Source organism: Cupriavidus sp. PB-02, assembly GCF_058252315.1.
In genome coordinates this window covers 162,695-182,026 of sequence record NZ_JBXPSX010000003.1, presented here as the reverse complement: position 1 = coordinate 182,026, position 19,332 = coordinate 162,695, and the positions used below count along the sequence as shown (strand labels likewise).

13 protein-coding genes and 4 pseudogenes are annotated in these 19,332 nt (G+C 61.2%); 7 read left to right on the top strand and 10 right to left on the bottom strand.

The annotated features are described in order from the left end of the window. Positions 1-76 precede the first annotated feature (76 nt). From yddG to AC10V3_RS35140, 5 genes are all read right to left on the bottom strand, one after another. Entirely contained in the window at positions 77-1,021 is a 945-nt protein-coding gene (yddG, locus tag AC10V3_RS35160) for an aromatic amino acid DMT transporter YddG (RefSeq protein ID WP_022540435.1), read from the bottom strand. A 175-nt stretch (positions 1,022-1,196) separates the two neighbouring features. Continuing rightward, the gene (locus tag AC10V3_RS35155; RefSeq protein WP_022540436.1) at positions 1,197-2,690 is read right to left on the bottom strand and encodes an aldehyde dehydrogenase; all 1,494 of its coding nucleotides are present in this window, start codon (positions 2,688-2,690) and stop codon (positions 1,197-1,199) included. After that, positions 2,690-3,598: a dihydrodipicolinate synthase family protein gene (locus AC10V3_RS35150; RefSeq protein ID WP_022540437.1), complete on the bottom strand. Its 909-nt coding sequence runs from the start codon at positions 3,596-3,598 to the stop codon at positions 2,690-2,692. The genes AC10V3_RS35155 and AC10V3_RS35150 overlap by 1 nt, the downstream gene beginning before the upstream one ends. A 43-nt stretch (positions 3,599-3,641) precedes the next feature. After that, positions 3,642-4,970 carry an MFS transporter gene (locus AC10V3_RS35145; RefSeq protein ID WP_022540438.1) on the bottom strand — a complete coding sequence of 443 codons (1,329 nt, stop codon included), beginning with the start codon at positions 4,968-4,970 and terminating at the stop codon, positions 3,642-3,644. 130 nt (positions 4,971-5,100) lie between these two features. Beyond that, the gene (locus tag AC10V3_RS35140) at positions 5,101-6,417 is read right to left on the bottom strand and encodes an NAD(P)/FAD-dependent oxidoreductase (protein WP_022540439.1); all 1,317 of its coding nucleotides are present in this window, start codon (positions 6,415-6,417) and stop codon (positions 5,101-5,103) included. 361 nt (positions 6,418-6,778) lie between these two features. Between AC10V3_RS35140 and AC10V3_RS35135 the strand changes: the two genes are divergently transcribed. The 4 genes and pseudogenes from AC10V3_RS35135 to AC10V3_RS35120 all read left to right on the top strand — a co-directional run bounded on the left by AC10V3_RS35135 (position 6,779) and on the right by AC10V3_RS35120 (position 10,620). Next, the gene (locus AC10V3_RS35135) at positions 6,779-7,510 is read left to right on the top strand and encodes a GntR family transcriptional regulator (RefSeq protein ID WP_022540440.1); all 732 of its coding nucleotides are present in this window, start codon (positions 6,779-6,781) and stop codon (positions 7,508-7,510) included. A gap of 225 nt (positions 7,511-7,735) precedes the next feature. Continuing rightward, positions 7,736-8,579: pseudogene (locus AC10V3_RS35130) on the top strand (tyrosine-type recombinase/integrase); the annotation flags it as partial. A gap of 686 nt (positions 8,580-9,265) precedes the next feature. Next, complete coding sequence (locus AC10V3_RS35125; protein ID WP_022540443.1) at positions 9,266-9,556, top strand: hypothetical protein; 291 nt, start codon at positions 9,266-9,268, stop codon at positions 9,554-9,556. Between the two features lie 11 nt (positions 9,557-9,567). Continuing rightward, on the top strand, positions 9,568-10,620 hold the full coding sequence (locus tag AC10V3_RS35120; protein WP_022540444.1) for a patatin-like phospholipase family protein: 1,053 nt from the start codon (positions 9,568-9,570) through the stop codon (positions 10,618-10,620). Between the two features lie 253 nt (positions 10,621-10,873). On the opposite strand, the gene AC10V3_RS35115 is transcribed toward AC10V3_RS35120, so the two are convergent. The 4 genes and pseudogenes from AC10V3_RS35115 to AC10V3_RS35100 all read right to left on the bottom strand — a co-directional run bounded on the left by AC10V3_RS35115 (position 10,874) and on the right by AC10V3_RS35100 (position 15,756). Then, positions 10,874-11,857 carry a tetratricopeptide repeat protein gene (locus AC10V3_RS35115; RefSeq protein ID WP_490924475.1) on the bottom strand — a complete coding sequence of 328 codons (984 nt, stop codon included), beginning with the start codon at positions 11,855-11,857 and terminating at the stop codon, positions 10,874-10,876. A gap of 287 nt (positions 11,858-12,144) precedes the next feature. Continuing rightward, positions 12,145-13,423 (bottom strand): annotated as a pseudogene (locus AC10V3_RS35110) (AAA family ATPase); the annotation flags it as partial. A 365-nt stretch (positions 13,424-13,788) separates the two neighbouring features. Next, positions 13,789-15,135, bottom strand: a complete 1,347-nt coding sequence (locus AC10V3_RS35105) for a hypothetical protein (RefSeq protein ID WP_490924474.1) — start codon at positions 15,133-15,135, stop codon at positions 13,789-13,791. A 366-nt stretch (positions 15,136-15,501) separates the two neighbouring features. After that, the gene (locus tag AC10V3_RS35100) at positions 15,502-15,756 is read right to left on the bottom strand and encodes a hypothetical protein (protein WP_022540452.1); all 255 of its coding nucleotides are present in this window, start codon (positions 15,754-15,756) and stop codon (positions 15,502-15,504) included. Here AC10V3_RS35100 and AC10V3_RS35095 point away from each other — a divergent pair. Further along, positions 15,679-16,224, top strand: a complete 546-nt coding sequence (locus AC10V3_RS35095; RefSeq protein ID WP_490924659.1) for a LysR substrate-binding domain-containing protein — start codon at positions 15,679-15,681, stop codon at positions 16,222-16,224. The genes AC10V3_RS35100 and AC10V3_RS35095 overlap by 78 nt on opposite strands. A gap of 25 nt (positions 16,225-16,249) precedes the next feature. Continuing rightward, positions 16,250-16,348 (top strand): annotated as a pseudogene (locus AC10V3_RS35090) (GyrI-like domain-containing protein); the annotation flags it as partial. Between the two features lie 149 nt (positions 16,349-16,497). Here AC10V3_RS35090 and AC10V3_RS35085 read toward each other — a convergent pair. Continuing rightward, on the bottom strand, positions 16,498-18,651 hold the full coding sequence (locus AC10V3_RS35085) for a cytochrome-c peroxidase (RefSeq protein ID WP_490924473.1): 2,154 nt from the start codon (positions 18,649-18,651) through the stop codon (positions 16,498-16,500). A 319-nt stretch (positions 18,652-18,970) separates the two neighbouring features. Here AC10V3_RS35085 and AC10V3_RS35080 point away from each other — a divergent pair. Then, positions 18,971-19,258, top strand: a pseudogene (locus AC10V3_RS35080) (ISKra4-like element ISBusp5 family transposase); the annotation flags it as partial. Positions 19,259-19,332: the final 74 nt, after the last annotated feature.

Here is a 19,332-nt window from a genome sequence, read left to right as displayed (position 1 = left end):
CCAGCTGGCCAGTCGAATCTGGCCAGGCTGACCTTTTCAGTGTTGGAATTGGAGCACTGCCGCGGGCAGCGCCGGCCTACTGTTTTTGCAAGCGCTCGTCCGGTTGAGACTGTTTCGACAATGGCGACGGTCTCGTACCCTGCCCTCGTGTTGCAAACCAGCAAAGAATGGAGCCTGCGCAAACCATGGCAGCCCCCTTCCAGAAGGCAAACGAAAGCGGTGCTTGCAGCAGCGCAGCCGCCAAGGCTGCGGAGAACACGGGAATGAAGTACGAGGCGCCCGCAAGGATAGTCACGTTCCCGTGCAGAATGCCGACATTCCATGCGGCGTAGCCGAATCCCATGGCTGCCGCCGCCATCGCGAGGTAGAAAATCCCGTGGTAGGTAACCTCTATCCCGCCGCTTTCTGTCGTGAAGTACTTCAGCCACAACGCCAGCGCCGTCAGCGCGAAAAACAGCGTGATGCCATTTTTTCCACCAGCCATCCTGCTTGTCACGGTGCAATAGGCCGCCCAGATCAGCGCACCAGAAAATGCCAGCCCATAGCTGAGGGGATTGGTCTTGATGTTCTCGACCATGCCAACGATGTCCAGCCCCTGATCTCCGCCCAGTACCAGGCAGATGCCGAGAATCGCTACAGCGAAGCCTGGCACGATCAGCCAATTGGACTTCTGTTTGTTGAACGCAATGGCGGCCAGCATCGTGAAGCTCGGCCAGAGATAGTTGACCATCCCGACCTCGATGGCTTGTCTACCGCTGTTTGCATAGCCGATAGACAGCGACAGGCAAAGCTCGTACGCAACGAAAAGGATGCTGCCCCAGAACAGATATCGCCCGGAGAATTGCCGGACCTTTGTGATTCCGACAGTGAAAGACAGCAATATGGCGCCGACTGTATAGATGAGAGCAGCACCGCCGGTAGCGCCGAAGCTTTCACTCACGCCACGAATCAAACCAACAATCGAGCTCCATAGCAGAACTGCGATCAGCCCAATCAACGTTGCTTTTCTCTTACCTTGCATGACAGCACTTACGGTTGTTCATCGAACGAGAACGCAACATCTGCTTCCTCGACGAGGATAGTTGACGACTGATTAACAAGTCTCGACCAGTATTGCGCCCTGGTTGCCCAGCGTGGCGTCGAGGGCAGCGCCATGGCATTGGTCCATAACGCCCTCCTCCGACTGCCGCCACCTACTATGCCGGCACATCGATCCAGATGGTTTTCATCTCGGTGTATTGGTCATGAGCCCAAATCGACTTGTCCCGCCCGCCGAATCCCGACTCCTTGTAGCCGCCAAAAGGCGTGGTGATATCGCCTTCCCCAAAACAGTTCACCGTTACAACGCCGGCGCGGATTTCCCGCGACAGTCGAATGGCACTGTTCAGATTGCTCGTGTAGACCGAGGCAGCCAGGCCGTAGACCGAATCGTTCGCCAGCGCAATGGCTTCCTCAGTGTTGTCAAACGTCGTCACAGACAGGATCGGCCCGAAGATTTCCTCCTTGAACAGGCGACTATCCTTGCCCACGCCATCCACCACCGTCGGCTCGACGAAGTTTCCTGCTTGCGTACTTCCGCCAAATGCAACAGACAGTTTTTCGTCTGCAGCCTGCTCGATGTAGGAGCGAACCTTCTCGAAGTGCGCTTCGCTTACCAGCGAACCGATGCGGAATTCCGGATCGAGCGGATTGCCCATCTTCCATTCGCGCATATGAACGCCAATGCGGGTCAGCAGTTCGTCCTTGATATCGGCATGAACAATCAGGCGCGAGGAAGCCGAGCAGTTCTCGCCCATGTTCCAGAACGCACCGTTGACGACATGCTGTGCCACGACATCGATGTCCTCGATGTCCTTCATCACGACCGCGGGATTCTTCCCCCCGCATTCGAGAACAATGCGCTTCAGGTTCGATTCCGCGGCATACTTGAGGAAGAGCCGGCCGGTGGCCGTCGAACCCGTAAAGCTGACCATGGAAACGTCCATGTGCATGCCCAACGGTTCCCCTACTTCCTTCCCACCGCCTGGCAGGACGTTGAACACGCCTGCAGGGACGCCAGCCTCATAGGCGAGCTCTGCCACCCGAAGGGCCGTCAACGTGGTTTCCTTGGCCGGTTTGACAACAATGGAGCATCCGGCCGCCAGGGAAGGACCAATCTTCCAGGCGAGCATCAGCAGCGGAAAATTCCACGGCAAAACGAGACCGACTACGCCAATAGGTTCGCGCACGACCAGTGACAGCGCATTCGAACCGACAGGCGCCGTGCTGTCATAGATCTTGTCGATGAGTTCGGCATGCCACCGGACGGTATGGATGGTCTCCGGGACGTCGGTGTTCTGGCACTCTCGGATCGGCTTACCACTGTCCAGGCTTTCCATGACCGCCAATTCGTGCGCGTGCGCCTCGAGCAGGTCGGCGAACCGCAGCAGCACGGCCTTGCGCTCGCCCGGCGAGCGGCGGTGCCAGCGACCATCCTCGAACGCAGCCTTGGCCTTCGCTACAGCGATGTCGACGTCGCGCGCATCGCAGGCGGAGATTTCCGTCAGGACTTCTCCGGTTGCCGGATTGGTGGTCTGGAACGTTTTACCCGACACCGAACGAACAAAGGCTCCGTCGACAAATGCCTGCGTCGGCAATTTCAACTTCTCCGCCAGCGCGGCATATTCGGAAGCAGTGAGAAGTTTTGCCATCAGAACTTCTCCCCGACGATCGCGGCGACTTGCCGCTTGAGTTCGACGACGATTGCCTGCAGCCGGCGCTTCTCGGCATCATCGAGGTCCTGCAGCGGGGCCCTCACCCCACCCGGGCGCAGGCCTGTCAGCGCGCAGCCATGCTTGATCGACTGCACGAATTTTCCACCTTCCAGGAAGTCCATGAGCGGCATCAGGGCAGACATGATGCGGCGCCCCTTGTCGAAGTTCTTTTCAATTACACAGGCTTCGTACAACGCAATATGCTCACGGGGAATGAAGTTCGAGCCGGCGCAAACCCAGCTGCTCGCGCCCCAGGCAAAGAACTCCAGAGCCTGGTCGTCCCAGCCGCACGAGATATCGATGTCGTGGAACTCCGTAGCCAGCATGTGCAGTTGCGACGTCTGGCCGGAGCTTTCCTTGATGGCCACAAAGTTCTTCGACGCAGACGTAACGGTACGGAAGTACGCGCGCCCCATCGACACGCTCATTCGCCCGGGGTAGTTGTAGAGCATGATGGGCAAACCTGCGGCTTTGTCGATAGCGAGTGCGTGGGCGGCATTCTCCGCTTCGGTAGGCAGCGCATAGGGCGGCGAGCCAACGAGAATGGCGTCGGCCTTGATGGCCTTGGCTGCGGTGGCGTATTGAATCGACTCTTCCGTACGCACAGCACCGGTCCCGACGATGAGTTGGGCCCGCGAACCGATGACCTCCTTGGCGTGCGCGGCGAGCGCCAGGCGCTCTTCCGTCGTGTGCGCATAGTACTCGCCCGTCGAGCCGGCAACGATGATGCCGTGCACGCCTGCCTCGATCAGCGATTCCAGCACTTCTGCGTAGGCAGTATGGTCGATATTGCCTTCGGAAGTCAGCGGCGCGATAGCCGGGGTGTAGATGCCTTGAAATTTCATGGTTGCTCCGTAAAACGGGAAGATGTGTGATGGAATGTTCGGACTAGCGGCTCAGGGAGGCGGCTTCCTGAAGACTCAGCGAGCGGGTCTCGGGAGCAAGTGCCACGGACACGAGCAAGCCAACCAGCGTGACGCCTGCAGCGGCGTACATCGTGAAGCCGATGCCGTAGCTTTGCAGCGCGATGGGTACCAGCCAGGTCCCGATGGCGGCGCCGATCCGAGACAGCGATGCCCCCAAACCTACGGCGGCGGAACGGATTTCAGTGGGGAAGAGTTCGTTGGGATAGACCAGTTGCAGCACCTGCGCTCCACCAATGAAGACGGCGTAGGCACCGAACAGGACCAGCACGAGCATTTCCGTGCCATCGGAGAAGGCTCCGAGCCCCAGCAGTGCCAGACCGGACCACAGGAAGCTGTGAATCAACATGCTGCGCCGGCCGATGACATTGATGAGCTTCGTAGCGATATAGCAGCCGACAACGAAGAGCATGGTGATGGCGACTGATCCGTAGGAAGCCCAGGCACCTTTGAGATGCAGCGCTGCCAGCACCGTCGGTGCGAATGCATACACCGCAAACACCGGAATCACGGAGCAGCTCCAGAAGACTGAAACGAAGAGCATGCGTTTGCCGTATCCGGAATGCAGCAGACTGAGAAGAGGTACTTTTTTCTCCGCGGGCTGCTCGGGAAGGTTCTTCAGCGAGAACGAGGACCCATAGACCTTCTTGATGACCCGCTCCGCCTCCGCAGTACGGCCCTTGCTGAGGAGCCAGCGCGGCGACTCAGGTGTACCGAGGCGAACCAAGAGCAGGACAACCCCAATGGCCGCCGGGCTAGCCAGGACCAGGCGCCAGGCGTCGGCTCGGCCGGTATCCAGAAGCGCATTACCGACAACGTAAGCCAATGCCGCTCCTGCGAACCACAAGATAGTCAGCATGGCCAGCCGAGGACCCCGATACTTCTTGGGCATGAACTCCACCAGCAGGGAGCCGGCGACGGGATATTCGAATCCCACGCCAATCCCGATCAGGAACCTAAGCGCGAAAAGCTCGATCCCGGAACTTGCCCAGAATTGCGCCAACGAGCACAGGACGAAAATCGTCGGGCCGAAGAAATACAGCTTCTGGCGTCCAAGGCGACCGGTCAGAAGCCCGCCGAGAAAGCCACCGAAGAAGATGCCGATGAGCGCTGACGCCGCAATCATGCCCTGCCAGAAACTTGTCAATTCCAGGGCGGCGGCCAGCGGCACCATGGCGACACCAATGATGCTCAGCACGTAGCCGTCCAGGACCCAACCACCGCCTGAGCGCACGCAGAGCAACTGATGAAAAGCATTGAGAGGAACGTCCTCGACCGACTGATGATTCGCCACGCTTTGTCTCCTGCTAGTGCCCGGAAATCGCGTTGCGCGCGAATCCGAGTCTCGTCAATGAAATAACTGGTTATCCGGTTCCATGAACCGAACGCTATGCGGCTTGATTTCAAGCCTAGTGAGCCTGGTGCTAGACCTCCCTCCCTGCTCGATGCTGGCCGAGCCAAAGATTGGCGTTCACCCCCAAGGAAAGGAGTGGCTCGGGAGGGTTCTTGTTAGGTTTCGGTGAGGCAAGAAGGAAGTCGATCAGCGGGTCTCGCTTCCCAGCCAGGTGGTCAGCCAGCAGCTTGCCCGTTACGGTTCCGCGGGTCACTCCCAGACCGTTGCAGCAGAGCGCGCCATAGACATTCGGGGCGAGCTGGCCAAAGTGGCCCATGTGATTGCGCGACATCGCCAGTGAACCGCCCCACGTGTACTCAAATGCGACATCCGGCAGCCTCGGAAAGCGCCGTTCAAACGAAGTCCGATGGCATTGGACAAACCGGTCCAGGTACTCCTGTTTGCTACGCCCGTCGCGATTGAAGCTGAAGCTGTTGCGGACCAGGATGCGGTTGTCGTGGGTGCGGCGCAGCGTGGTCCCGAACGGGTCGGCAGGAATCAGCCCCCAGAATTCCTTCCCCCCCAGGCGTTCCTGCTCGGCCGTCGTCAGCGGACGGGTAAGGCTGGCGTAGGTGAAGATGGGCAGCATCGTGCCCTGCAAGAAGCCGAAGCGCTGGCCAAAAGCATTGTTTGCGAGCACCAGTGTGTCAGCAATGATGCGGCCATTCGCATGGGACAGAGCGATCTTGTCGCCGTACTCCACGTCCGTGATGGGCGTGTGTTCGTACAGGCTGACATTCGGAGGCAGGCAGTTCGCCAGTCCTTTCACCAGCGCCGACGGCTGGACGAGCGCCGTTCCCGGCGTGAACAAGGCCTTCTTGTAGAACGAAATCCCAATGTGGTCGGGCAAGTCTGCGCCCTCGATCATCTCGTAGGGCTGACCCAGCTTGTCCAGGCCTCGGCGATACGCGTCCAACACCGCGATACCCCTGTCTTCGACCGCTGCCTGGTACTTGCCGGACGGCCGGAGATGGCAATCGATCTGGAATTCCTCGACCAGCGACTTCAGGATCTTCTGCCCAGTCAGATTGAGGCTCAGGCTCTTCTGCGCGGTTGCGATGTCGCCGATGTAGTCGTCAGCCCCAATGTCGTGGGGCAGGTCAATTGCAAAGCCTGCGTTTCGTCCGGACGCGCCATATCCGACCTCTTGCGCTTCCACCAGGACGATTTCGTCGTGCGGGAAGTTGAGGGCCAGCTGCCGGGCCGACGCGAGCCCCGTGAACCCTGCACCGACCACCACCCATCGCGCCTCGGTCGTCCCGGTATGGGACGGCATGGGCTTGCGCGGAGGGCTCAAATGAAACCAACCGCAGGTCGAATCGTCGGCTGGAAGGGCTGTAACTCGCATGGTCTTTCGTCTCGCTCGGATCGCCTTGATGCCCGTAGACATCCCATCGGCGGTGTGTCTATCATTTGTAGACAGAGAATAGTTCAACGATAGACCAACTCATATCCGGGTTTACGCGCGCAATCTCGCTTCAAATAGTGATGCATTAGCTACTAATTAGATGAATTGCCGGTGAATGCGTGAGGCAGCAGGCAGGTAGCGAAAAGGGCAGCAAGCGCGGCCGGCCACACGGGAGGGACACGGAAGCGGCGTATGGGCCGGGCCGGGCCGCCGCCTAGAATTTGGGTCAGGAGTTGGCCGTCACCCGAACAACCCCGGATTTTTTATATACTGTCTACGATTGATAGACATTGAGCCTCGAATGCCCAAGATCCGAGAACCCTCAGAAGGCGACCCGCAAACGGCGGATAGCTCTGTTGACCGTAAAGCGCTCCTAAGCGAAGCGCTGCGGCGGCGCATTGTCAGCATGGAGCTGGCGCCCGGCGCCGTTGTGGACGAACTGGCACTAAGCGAGGAATTCGGACTATCCAGGCCGCCGGTACGCGAACTCATGCGGCAGATGGCGGCCGAGGGATACATTGAGCTCGAAGCCAATCGGGCTGCTCGCGTGTCCTCGATGAACCATCAGTCGCTGCGGAATTTCTTTCTCGCTGCACCGCTGATCTACGTTGCGACAACGCAGCTCGCGGCCTCAAATGCCACGGCCAAGGAAATCGACGAGCTGAAAGCTATCCAGGCCAAGTTCCGCGAAGCCATTGAGAACAACGATGTCGACAATCGCGTCTTATTCAACGACCAGTTTCACCTGCAGATCGGGAAGATGGCGCACAACCCCTATCTGATGCCCAGCTTGCGCCGCGTCCTGATAGACCACGCCCGGCTGGGGAAACTCTTCTATCGGCATCCAACTTCGACAGACCTGCACCCGGAGATGAACAAGGCTGCGGACCAGCATGACGAAATCATCAGCGCCATCGAACGACATGATGCCGGGGCAGCGGGGGAAATCGTGCGAGCTCATATGGATTTGTCGCGCCGACGAATGACTGAATATGTCGCACCGCCCGCCATGGACGTACCGTTGACGGTCTAGCTCAGGTGTAGTGCTGTTGCAGATCGCCATTTCCGCCAATGGCGGTCACAATTCCCGCCAGTATCGAGATCTGAACGCTTTTACCTACCCGTTGCGCTGACGCTTGCTAATCGCACGTGAGCACCGCAGTGAGGTGGCGGCAGAACCGTAGCGTGCATGGCGGGAGCGTATTCAGTCTATGGCCAGGGACATGGCAGGCAGCCGGGAGTGTGTTAAAAACCTTGCCATCCGGAATGGCGCCTGTTTGCCGGGCCACTGTCGCCCGGCAGCGTGCGTCAGGCGATGGTGATCCTGAACGCGCTGTTCGCCTGGCTGACCGAGGCGGGCTACCTGGCCGGCTACCCACTCGCCCTCGCCCGCCGCCGGCGCGCGCGCCAAGGCGCGCATCACCCGCTATCTGAGCCACGCCCTGTGGGAGACGGTCAAGGACGGGCGATGCCGACCGAGACGGGCCGGCAAAGGCTGCACGCGGCCCGCTGCCGCTGGGTGCTGACCGTGCTCTATCTGGGCGGCCTGTGTGCCTCCGAGTCGACAGCCACCACGATAGGCGCGCTCTTCTGCCGACGCGATGCCCCCGGGCATCGAGCGCTGGTGGCTGGAGGTGACTGGCAAAGGCAACAAGACCCGGCTGGTGCCAGCGACCGACAAGCTGATTGCCGAACTCGCGCGCTACCGCCGCGCCCACGCGTTGCCGCCGACCCCGCAGTTCGGGGAGACGCGTCCACTGGTGCTGCCGGTGATTGGAAGAGAGGGCAGCGAGAAACCGCTGTCACGCTGCGCGCTGCACCTGATCCTGAAAGAGGTGTTTGGCATGGCCGCGGCGCGCCTACGGGGGCGCGGGCCGGAATGGGAGGCGCAAGCCGCGGTGCTGGCCAGCGCCTCGGCGCACTGGCTGCGCCACACCGCTGGCTCGCACATGACCGACCAGCAGGTCGACCTGCGCTTCGTGCGCGACAACTTTGAACACAGTTCGCTGTCGACGACGAGCGGCTACCTGCACAGTGAAGAGGATGCGCGGCATGGGGCCACGCAGGATCGGCACCGGATCGGCTGGACCCGCAAGACGTAAGGCGCATCAGCATGGCATTCCCGCACCAATCGAAGATCGCATCCGAGAATGGCGCACTTCCTGATCAGGCCCAACTCCCCCTACCAGGTAAGTTGTCCGCCGGCCACACCCTCGCAGATTTTAGCCGCATGGGCCGCTGCCTGTTCGAGCCAAGATGCATGCGACTTGGGAACGCCTAGCATCGTCAAACCCAGCCGTCCATTGCACGCAGGGCGTGCTCGAGATTGACGCCCTTACCGTACTCTAGTTTGGAAAGCATGCCGATGGCGACACCGCAGTGCCTCGCCGCCTGGTCAATGGGCATCCCGTCCCCTGCGCGGGTTGTGCGGTCGTCCAGTTGATGAATAGTGCGAATCGTGGCGCGCGATGGCGGCGTCGTTGATCAAAGACCTTGGAAAATGTGCCGCTTTGCAGACCTTAAGGGTTCTGCTAGCAAAATTGCTCAGCACAGACGATGGCAGAGCATATTCTCCTCAAGAGTCCCTCCAGGATGCGCGGTGTGGTTAGCCCATCCGACAAACCTGAGGCAAGGATCCTGATCGCCGACGATCTGGAGGCCGATGTCCGTTTGCTCGCGCAGATACTGCGCGGGCCGGCTACGTTTGCGTCGTCTTAAAATGGATCTGCGTGTGGTTTGCGAGCTTTGAAGCCAGAACCGCTACGATCTGATCGAGCTAGATCTCCCGATGTCCGGCAGGGATGGGGTTCAGGTGATGGAAGACTTAAAGGAAGTCGAGGCAGACCGCTACCTTGCTGTGATCGTGCTCACCGCCCTACTTGATCGCAAGTTGCCCGCACTACCAGGTGCGAAGGACATTTTCCCCTTGGTACGTCATGTCATGCCGATGCACCAGGCCCGCAAGGAATTCGTGCGGATCGTCGAACCGGCCGCCTTGGCGGTATTCCTCGCCTCCGACCACTCGGCCTCGATGACCGCGACGGCGCTGGCCATGAACGGCGGCTGGATCTGGCACTGAGGGAACGAGACATGTCTACCAACCCCGGAACACGCCACGCAGGCGGCGCCAAGGCCCCCGTAAAGCCCATCACGCTCGCATTGCAGGGCGGGGGTGCCCATGGCGCCTTTGCCTGGGGCGTACTTGACCGCCTGCTCGAGGACGAACGGCTCGCCATTGAAGGCATCAGCGCCACCAGCGCCGGTGCAATGAATGCCGCGGTACTCGCCTACGGTTTGCTCAAGGGTGGGCCGCCTTGCGCTCGCACCGCGCTGCACAACTTCTGGCGAGACGTTTCCAGCACCGCGCAGATCTGCAGCCCGTTCCGCAAACTGCCGTGGGAGACTTGGCTGCGTAGTGGTTACGGGCTCGACAGCTCGCCGATGTACCTGCTGACGGACCTGTTGCTGCGCGTACTCTCACCCTACGATTTCAATCCTTTCAACTTCAACCCACTGCGCGACGTTCTTGCCCGCCATGTCGATTTCGACGCCCTGAGCCGACATTGCCCGATCCAGCTCTATCTGTGCGCGACCAATGTCGAAACCGGCAGTTTGCGCGTGTTCTCGCGCGAGGAAGTCTGTCTGAAGGCGGTGCTGGCCTCGGCTTGCCTGCCGTCCCTGTTCCGGGCCGTGGAGATTGACGGCCAACACTATTGGGACGGGGGCTACGTCGGCAACCCCGCCATCTTCCCGCTGATCTATAACTGCGGCACGCGGGATGTGGTGATCGTCCATATCAACCCGATCGTTCGCAAGGGCGTCCCGAAGACCGCGATGGAGATTCTCAATCGCATTAACGAAGTCAGCTTCAATTCCTCGTTGATCCGCGAGCTGCGTGCGATCAGCTTCATCACCACCCTGATCCAGGACGGCAAGGTGGACATGAAGGAAATGCTTATCCATTCGATCGGCTCGGACCAGACCATGACGGCGCTCGGCGTTTCCAGCAAGTTGAATGCGGACTGGGACTTTCTCTGCTACCTACGCACCCAAGGGCGCGATCAGGCCGAGCACTGGCTGGCACAGAACTTCAGTGCGATCGGCGAACGGTGCAGCATCGATTTGCGCAAGGAATTCCTTTAACGCCGCGGTGCGCCCCTGTTCGAGCGACACTGGGCGTACGCGTGTGCCAGCACATTCTCACGATAGCATCACCGAGATTGGGTGCATTCGAGGCCCTGTTGTTCGGCAAACGAGTGTCGATAAAATTGACAATTCAATTTCCCCCACCTTTGGGCGACAAGGGTTCCAGCCGGATACCCCAGTGACAAATTTATTTTGAGATACGCCTGTACGATGGCATCCGTCTGGTATGGACCTGATGCCCCCGCGTCGTTCATCGGGAACCACAATTAGAGCGCACATCGATGTCAGGACAAGTCCTCCAACAGCTCCCTTGCCTGACGCTAATCCACGGTATCAAACCCCTCCGTGAAGGAGCCATGAATCTCGGCCAACCCCTGCCGCGCCGCGCCGCTCTTGCCTTGGCGATGACTGACCTGGCCCCTTGGTCACGGGCGAGAGCAGTTGCCTGCTGAAAACAGGCCTCGGCTTCTTTGGTCCGAGCGGACGCGCAGGCCTCCTCTCCCGGCATCTGCAGCATCAAGTCCCCCTTGAGCCGAAGCAGTCTCGGTTCATCGAACCGCTCGCCGGTACTGCTCACCAGCGCCAGCGCCTCGCTCAGCACGCGAAGCGCCGCTTCAGGTTGCCCTGCCCTGCCATAAGCGTCGGCGAGCAGCCTCAGAAGTGATGGCTGGCCCAGTACCGCTCCGGTTGCTTCGCGGGCGTCAAGACCCTGGTGCATTTGCGCGATGCCCTCCTCATGACTCCCCTGCCTGGCGAACGCCCAGCCGCGCAGAATCGTTCCCCACGCCAGATAGAGTGGGAACCCCAGGTCGCTCGAGAGTGCGATCGCAGCGTTGGCATACTCCAGCGCCGGTTGCACTTCGCACCGGCGCTGATGCAGTTCGGCCGCGAAGATCAGGGTCAGGGCAAGGCCGAACGTGTCAGAGACTTTTCTGGCCAGCTCCAGTGCCTCCTCGCAGCGGGCGCGGGACTGATCCGGCAAGCCCAGATACCAAAGGAACCAGCTCAAGGTGCTCCGCATATGAACGGCGGGGTTTCGCGCATAACGCAGAAGATGACCGTATGACTGCCGGTCGGGCCGGTGCAGCTCCAACGCCCGCTCCATGTGGGTCCGGGCCAGCCTGATCTCGCCCAGTCGGAACACCGTCGTCCCAAGAACACGGTGCGCCTCCGCGAGTTGCTCCGGGTCTTGTGTGTCCCGCGCGAGACCGAGCATCCGCTCCGCCAGGCTCAACGCTGTCTTGAGTTGGGAAAACGCAACAGGTAGAACGACCACAGGCCTAGCTGCGCGGAGAAAGACTGCGGAGTTTCCCCGCCCTGTTCGCTCAGGGCGAGGGCACGCGTGTAGGTCGCCTCCACCTCTGACGCCCCAAAACCTCGCGCAGCCATCCAGGCTGGACCAAGGGTCAGCAGCAGAGTGAGGTCCTCGCGCAGGCGCTCCGGGGTATCAGGCAGGGATTTGAGCAGATCGAGGGCTGCACTGAGATGCCCGATCGCCTCGAGCTGAGCTGAACGTTGCAGCGCCTCCGCCTGGTCCAGCGGCTCCAGGCACAAATGGGTGTAGTAGGGCCTGTGTGACCAGTCATGACGGTACTCGGAGCGGTAGTTGACGAGCAGAAGCATCCTGGCACCCGGCACGTCCTCGATGAGGACATTGAGGAAAGCCTCCGTCTCACTATCCAGCCATTGCAGGTCTTCGATCAGGAGTATGAGTGTCTGATTCTGACTCTCGCGCACAAGCAGCCGCGCGATCGCCTCAAAGGTGCGCTGACGCCGGATGGCCGGATCCATCGTCGGCAATGCCGAGCCCGGCTCAACAATACCCAGCAGGTAGAGCAAGTAGGCAGTTGATCCTCCAGGGCGCGGTCCAGAATCAGGAGTCTGCCAGTTGCCTTCTCGCGATATCGGCGCTCGTCATCCTGTGCCGTAATCTGGAAATAGTTGCGCAGCAGGTCGATTAGCGGCAAGTATGGAAACGCCTTGCCATGCGACACCGAGAAGGTCTCGAGCACCATGCAGCCTTGCTGCGTGCGTGCCTTGAATTCATGGAACAGGCGCGACTTGCCCACGCCCGCCTCGCCCACCACGCCGACGATCTGCCCCTGCCCTGCGCGGGCCAGTTCGAGCGCTTCGCCCAGGCGCTTTAGTTCGGCCTCGCGACCGACAAACCGCGCCAGGCCGCGATGCGCTCCCACCTAAAGCGCGTGCGCAAGGCGCCCAGGCCAAGCACCTCGTACACCGCCAGCGGCTCGCGCAGGCCTTTGATCCGTGTGCGCCCTTTGAACTCGAAATACCCCTCGGCCAGTTTGTGGGTCGATTCGCTAACGAGGATCGATGACGGGGTCGCGACCCCTTCCATCCGCGCGGCGATATGGATTGTGTGGCCGACCGGGTCGTAGTCCGTGCGCAAGTCATCCTTGCGGATCGAGCGCACCACCACTTCGCCGGTATGGACGCCAACCCGGATCTGTAGCGGAATGCCCTGCTCCAACCGGACCTTGTCGCTATGGTGGCGCATGACCTGCTGCATGCGCAGCGCCGCAAACAGCGCCCGCAGCGCATGGTCCTCGTGGGCGATTGGCGCGCCAAACAGGGCGAGGATTCCGTCGCCGAGGGATTTGGCCACGTATCCCTCGTAGTGATGCACGGCTTCCATCATCAGCGCCACGACCGGATCGATCAGGCTGCGGGCTTCCTCGGGGTCCAGGTCTTGGATCAATGCCGTCGAGCCGGCCATGTCCGCGAACAGGGCGGTGATGGTCTTGCGCTCGCCACCAGCCTCCCCGCCCTTCGCCTCCATGGCGGACTGCTCGGCGCGGATCCGTTCGGCCAGATGGGGCGGTGTGTAGAGAATCGGTGCCGGCGAAGGTGGCCCAACAACGCGCCGCCGGGCCTGAGCCCTGACATCGTCAAGAAGGCCAACGGCGCCCTGAATACGGCGCTGAAGGACCTGAGCGTCGTCAAGAGCATCGTCGATCGTGGCGACGAGCCCGGCGGCGGCACGCCCGAGCAGTTCGCAACGCTGACCCGCACCCACTACAAGATGTGGGGCGATGTGGTGAAGGCAAACAACACACGGCTGATTAAGACAGCAAAGGCGCTGCACCTCCACGTGGCCAGGAAAATCGGTTTGCCCGGCCACGTGACGCGCCTTGTCCAGCCAGCCTACTTGACGCACGCGAGGTTGACGGCGAGTCCGCCCCAGTCGGTGGCCTGGTTGCTGTCCACCTGGACCTGCAGCTTGTCGTTGTGGAGAATGGTTCCGGAAGGCACCTCACGGGTGCAGTTCTGCAGACCGTTGGTCACCTTGCAGCCCAGGCTGCCGACCTCCGCCAGCTTCACCGCTGCGCCCGCCCCTGTCACCTTGTACACCGAGATGTCCAGCGATCCGTGCACCTTGCCGAGCGTGCTGGCCGTGAGCTTGACGCTGCTGCAGTCATAGGGAATCACGACACCGAAATCCGACGGCAGAGGCACCGCGCCGCCCGAGCCGGTCATGGCATAGTGGCCGCGGCTAAGCGTATCCGGCACGTTGAAGTTGCCGTTGTAGACCGTCGCAGTCGTCATTTTCGCGCCGGAGGTTGGCCACTTGCCGTCCTGCTTCGGGCCGTACAGCGTCGATGTCGAGGTATCGAAATAGAAATCGCCATCGACACCGATGCTGTCCGTCGGCGCGCCGCTGCCGTACAGGATGTGGCCGCCATTCCCAACCGTGCTCCCACCGGCCCCACCGGTCCCGCCGGTACCACCAGTGCCACCCGTACCGCCTGTACCGCCAGTGCCGCCAGTCCCGGACTGGCCGGCCAGCGAGACCCCCTGCGGCCACTGGTCGTTGGCCTTGGGCCCGTACAGCGTCCAGGTGTTAGTATCCAGGTAGTAATCGCCGTTGTTTCCGACGCTGTTGTCCGGCGCGCCCGCGCCCGTCAGCACGGTGCCGCCGCCGGGGCCCGACGAGCCGGACCCGCCACCCAACGGGACACCCGGCGGCCAGGTGCCATCCGCCTTGGGCCCGAACAGTGTCGAGGTGGTGGTGTTGATGTAGTAGTCGCCGTTGTTGCCGACGCCGCTGGTCGGATCGCCCGAGCCGGACAGCATGGTGCTACCGGCCAGACCCGTATTGCCGCCGGCCCCGGTGTTGCCTTGGGTGCCGCTCCCGCCCACCGGCCCTGCTATCGACACCCCAGCCGGCCACACGCCGTTTGCCTTGGGCCCGAAGAGCATCCAGGTCGCGGTATTGAGGTAGAAATCCCCGTCCTTGCCGATATCGGGCCCCGGGTCACTGGTACCGGACAGCATGGTGCTGCCAGCCGTGGCGGGAGTTGGCGCCGTCGTGGATGTGGACGTGGCCGATCCCGGGTTACCTGTCGTATCCGATCCCGGGTTGCCTGTCGTGGTCGCGGCTGACGTGGCGCTGGCAGGCGCCGAGTCGCCTCCGCCTCCCCCGCAACCGGCGACCGTGACGATCAGACAGGCGAGCGGCACGGCAGCCAGCCTCATGTGGATGCGTTTCATAGAGTCCCCCCTTTCCCGGCTTTTTTAGCCACTTTGAAATCCGATGGCTTGCGCTAGCGCCAACGATGCGTTCAATCTAGGTGGCGGGATTGGAAAGAAAAATCGCCTCTATGGACGAGCGCCGGGTATGCGGCAAGCGCGATCGGACGCCAAAAGGATGTTTAAGAAATGAAACATCGGGCCATCAAAGCGGCGCCCCTCTTGCCATGCATTTACCCCAGCAGAGATGTCAACTGCCCGCAGCCGCCATGCACACGTTAAATGCGCCCGCTTGCAGTGAAGGCCAGCCGACGCACACGACCCTGGCAGTTGTTTCAAAGTCGAATCAGCCTGCATTCCCCTGTTTGAAGGTAGGCGGTCGCCGCCTTACTTTCGAATCTGGACGTCGGCTACGGACTGGGGCAGCTTCGCGATATCACGCTCGATGTCAGCGTCGAGTTGCTTTCCGATAGCGCGAATGGCGACCAAGGGGCTGCCGGCCAACACCTTCAAGGAATTGCTCGCCCTCGCGACCCGCAGCTTGAATTGCGTATCAACACCAGCGTGCAGCCCGTGGACTTCGAGTCCGAGGATGTCGACATCGGGATGCAGCGTTCGGCGCAGCCGGATCCAGGGCTGCATGCCATCTCCGTCATGGATGAAACCGGAATCCTGGTTTGCTCGCCAAGGCTATGGGGCAAGCGCAAACCGCGGCTGGCCGAACTGGAGTCGATGACCCTGCTTCACAGCGCCAACCGTCCTGAGGACTGGCCGCTCTGGCTCAAGCTCATGGAGGTGCCGGACTTGCAGCCAGCAAACCAGATCGAATTCAGTTTCTCGCTGTTGATGTACCAAGCCGCACTCGAGGGTCTGGGTGTCTGCATTGCGCAGCCGGAATTCGTGGGAGAAGATCTCGCGTCGGGCCGACTCATCGCACCGTTCCCAGAGATCGTTGACGGGAAGAAAGCACTTCCTCGCCTGTCCGGAGCGGCGACGTCACGATCCCGCTGTCGCGCGCTTTTTCTCCTGGATACAGTCGGGTGCAGAGGCCCAGCCGGCGGGACGTGTGCGCTGACCGCATCCGAGCGTTATGAGCACCATTACAATTGACGCGATGATCGCTGCCGGCGCACCTGGACTGGTCGAAATTGGGCATCATCACGAAATCTATTTGAGTGACCCGCGCAAGATTGCTGCCGAGAAGCTTAAGACGATTTTGCGTAAGCCCGTGCGCGACGAAGAGACACCTCGCGAGCTTAGCGATGTTTATCGCATGGGCCGCTGCCTGTTCGAGCAACGGCCCATACGCCTTAAGAACGACCCATCGTCAAACCCGTAAGGAGTCAGCTGGACCCGCTGCGCGAATCGTCGCTGACTCATCCACTAGCGTTGGAACGGATCGAGGTTGAGGAACGGCTTAAGGCCGGTGCTCGCGCCCCCCGCTCCCACCGCACTAATGCATTCCGTGTTGTCCACGCCGTTCCCGGTGCTTCCGTCCTGCAGCAAGGCTCCGGAAGAGCTGACCTTATGCCCCTGGGGGAAGCAGAGCGAGGGGTGATCGAACGGCGCTTTGCGATAGCGCACGCGGTCATCACTCAGGGCAAGCATGAAAGCCACCAGGTCTTGCTTGTCCGACTCCGTCAGGCCGAGCGGCGCAATGCCCCGATCCAGATTCGCCCTGTTGACGTCCGCAAAATCCCCGCCACGGTTATAGAAGTCCACCACCTGCATCAGGGTAGATTTTCCGCCGTTATGGAAATACGGGCCGGTAAACTCCAGATTGCGCAGACTTGGTGTCTTGAAGGCACCGTCAACCGCCACACGCTGGGTCTCGCCAACTGCCGTCTCCTTGGTGGTATCGAAGCCGTTGCCCAGCAACTGGGTCTTGCCCTGCTGCGCCATCCGCGTTTCGGAGAACGGATTGCCGAACGGATCGATGCCGCCGACGCCGAGATCCTCTGCGGTCGGTTGCACGCCGATGTTGTAGAAGCCGTTGTCATAGACAGCTTCCAGCCCATCTCCCATTGGCATCCGCCTGAGCCGCTGCGCGGTCACGCTGGAGAATGAGGCGGCGGTCAGCTCAGCGCCTGAGTGACAGCGGCTGCAACGCCCGGTCCCGGTGAAGATTCTGGCGCCGCGTAACTGCTGCTCATTCAAGGCTCCGGTCTGGCCCTCGAGGTAACGGTCGACCGGCGTGTCATTGGCAATCAGGGTGGACTCGTAAAGCTGAACGGCGAGGCCGAAGAAGAGCGCGAAGTTGGCCTCCATCTGGCTTACCTCGAACTTCTCGTTGCTGCGCTTGAACTGGCGGGCGGGCAGCAAATCCATCGAGCCGACTTTCGCCTCATCCGCAGCCGACATGCGCATCAGTGTCGGTGAGGCCCAATACTCGGGGCGGAATGCCTTCTTGACCAGCTCAGAGTAAGTCGGTAGCTGATCGTTGTTGCGCAGTAACTCCAAGGGGCCAAGTACGCTGTCGTCCGCAGCGATGGTCTGGCCGGCCAACGGCCGCTGGCCAAGCAGCTTCTTGCCGAGCTTCATGAATGACCGGCCCGCGCAACTCATCTCGACCGCGCTCAGGGGCGGCCCGTCACTCTGCGACGCCAGGGAGGCGCCTGGAATGGCCACCTGGATTTGCCTGAGCACGCCACCCTCGTGCTTCCACACAAGGGCATTGGGATTCCTCATGCCAAACGGATCGCCGCCGTTGTACATGTTGTTGGCGCGCCCATCCCAGAAGTTGCGGAAATTGAATACCGCATTGATCACGGACGGCGTATTGCGTCCGGTCACTTGCCGCGTGTTGACGCCGTTGATGTTGAAGCCTGTACCGCCGTGGAAGATGTCGTCGGAAACCGTGGCGCAGACATCGCCTGTCTTGCCCGTGCCGAATTCAACGAAGTTGCGGGTGAATACCCCCTGCGAGCCAGAAACCTCATTGACGTTCGAGAGTTGCGGCTGCGCCTGGTTCACGTCCACGTGCTTGGTGAACGCAAAGTCTTCCGGCTTCAGGGTGTAGTTAGGCCGGCCCAGCTGGAAGGTCTTATCGCCGCCCAGCAGGCCTGGAGAGAGCTGGTTCGTGATGCGGTTGTCGACACCGGCATGGAAGTGGCAACTTGCACAGGCGGTCTTGTTGTCGCTGCCCACTTTCATGTCCCAGAACAGCGCCTTGCCGAGCTGGATGGCGGCCGCCTTGTCCTTGACAAACTGATCGAGAACTTCGGCAGGCGGACCGGGAACCACAGCGGTCTTGAGCGACTTCAGCCCCGCCAGGGGATCTACCACTTGCGCCTGCAGTAAGCGCCACATCAGAACTGGTGTCCCCAACAAGATGGCGACCATGAGCATCGCCTTAAGCGGTGCCTGACCGCGTTGCCTTTGGCGGCGCAATTTTCCAGCGCCCGGGGACGAGGAGCCGGCGCCGTCGATGCGTGACGGCAGGCAATCACCGGACCCGGGCGCATGAGCCCGGGATCGCGACTGCGCCGGGTCGGGGTTGGTATCACAAGCGTGGCTATTGCTGTTGTTGTTGGGCATATCTTTCACCTGGACCGTAGACGCTACAGCACATGAGTTTGAGCGGCGTTGTCGTGGTTCCCGTCGCCAAGGCATCGCCTCGCGCCAGGACTGCGCTCGGCCTCCTCACGCGTTGGCTGCTGCCTTGCAGGAGGACCCGCAGGAACCACGTCCAATCATATGTAGCTGCGACAGGGTGCAACGTGAGCCGTCTATGTGCGTTACCGCACAGACATTGCCGGTCACGCCACGGCACCAGAGCGTCGAGCAGGTCAGCTGCCTGGCCAAACGGGTCCTGCCGTGGAGCATCGCCTTAGCAACAATGAGACGGGGAGCCGCCCTGCGAGACACGATCGTTCTCGAGTTCGACGACGGCGATGGAATCGCGGTCAAGCGGATCGAGGTAATGCGGTTTCACCGCCTCGCTGGGAGTCACGCCTCGGGGAGGTCGGATTGTCCTTGGCTGAAGGTAAGGTCACTGATCAATTGCACCCAGCGGGAATTTATCGTCGAGCAACTCGATCGCTTTCGCCCGTCGCAGAGAGCATGCAAGGCATGCGGCGTGCACCGTCGCCTGCACGACGGTCATTGCTTCGAGCTGAAGGCCACACTCGGGAGGGTCTTTTACCGCCATAGACCAAATCGCGGTAGGAATACCAGTTGCCCGGTACCCCGCGCACATAGATCCCGGCGTGCTCCATT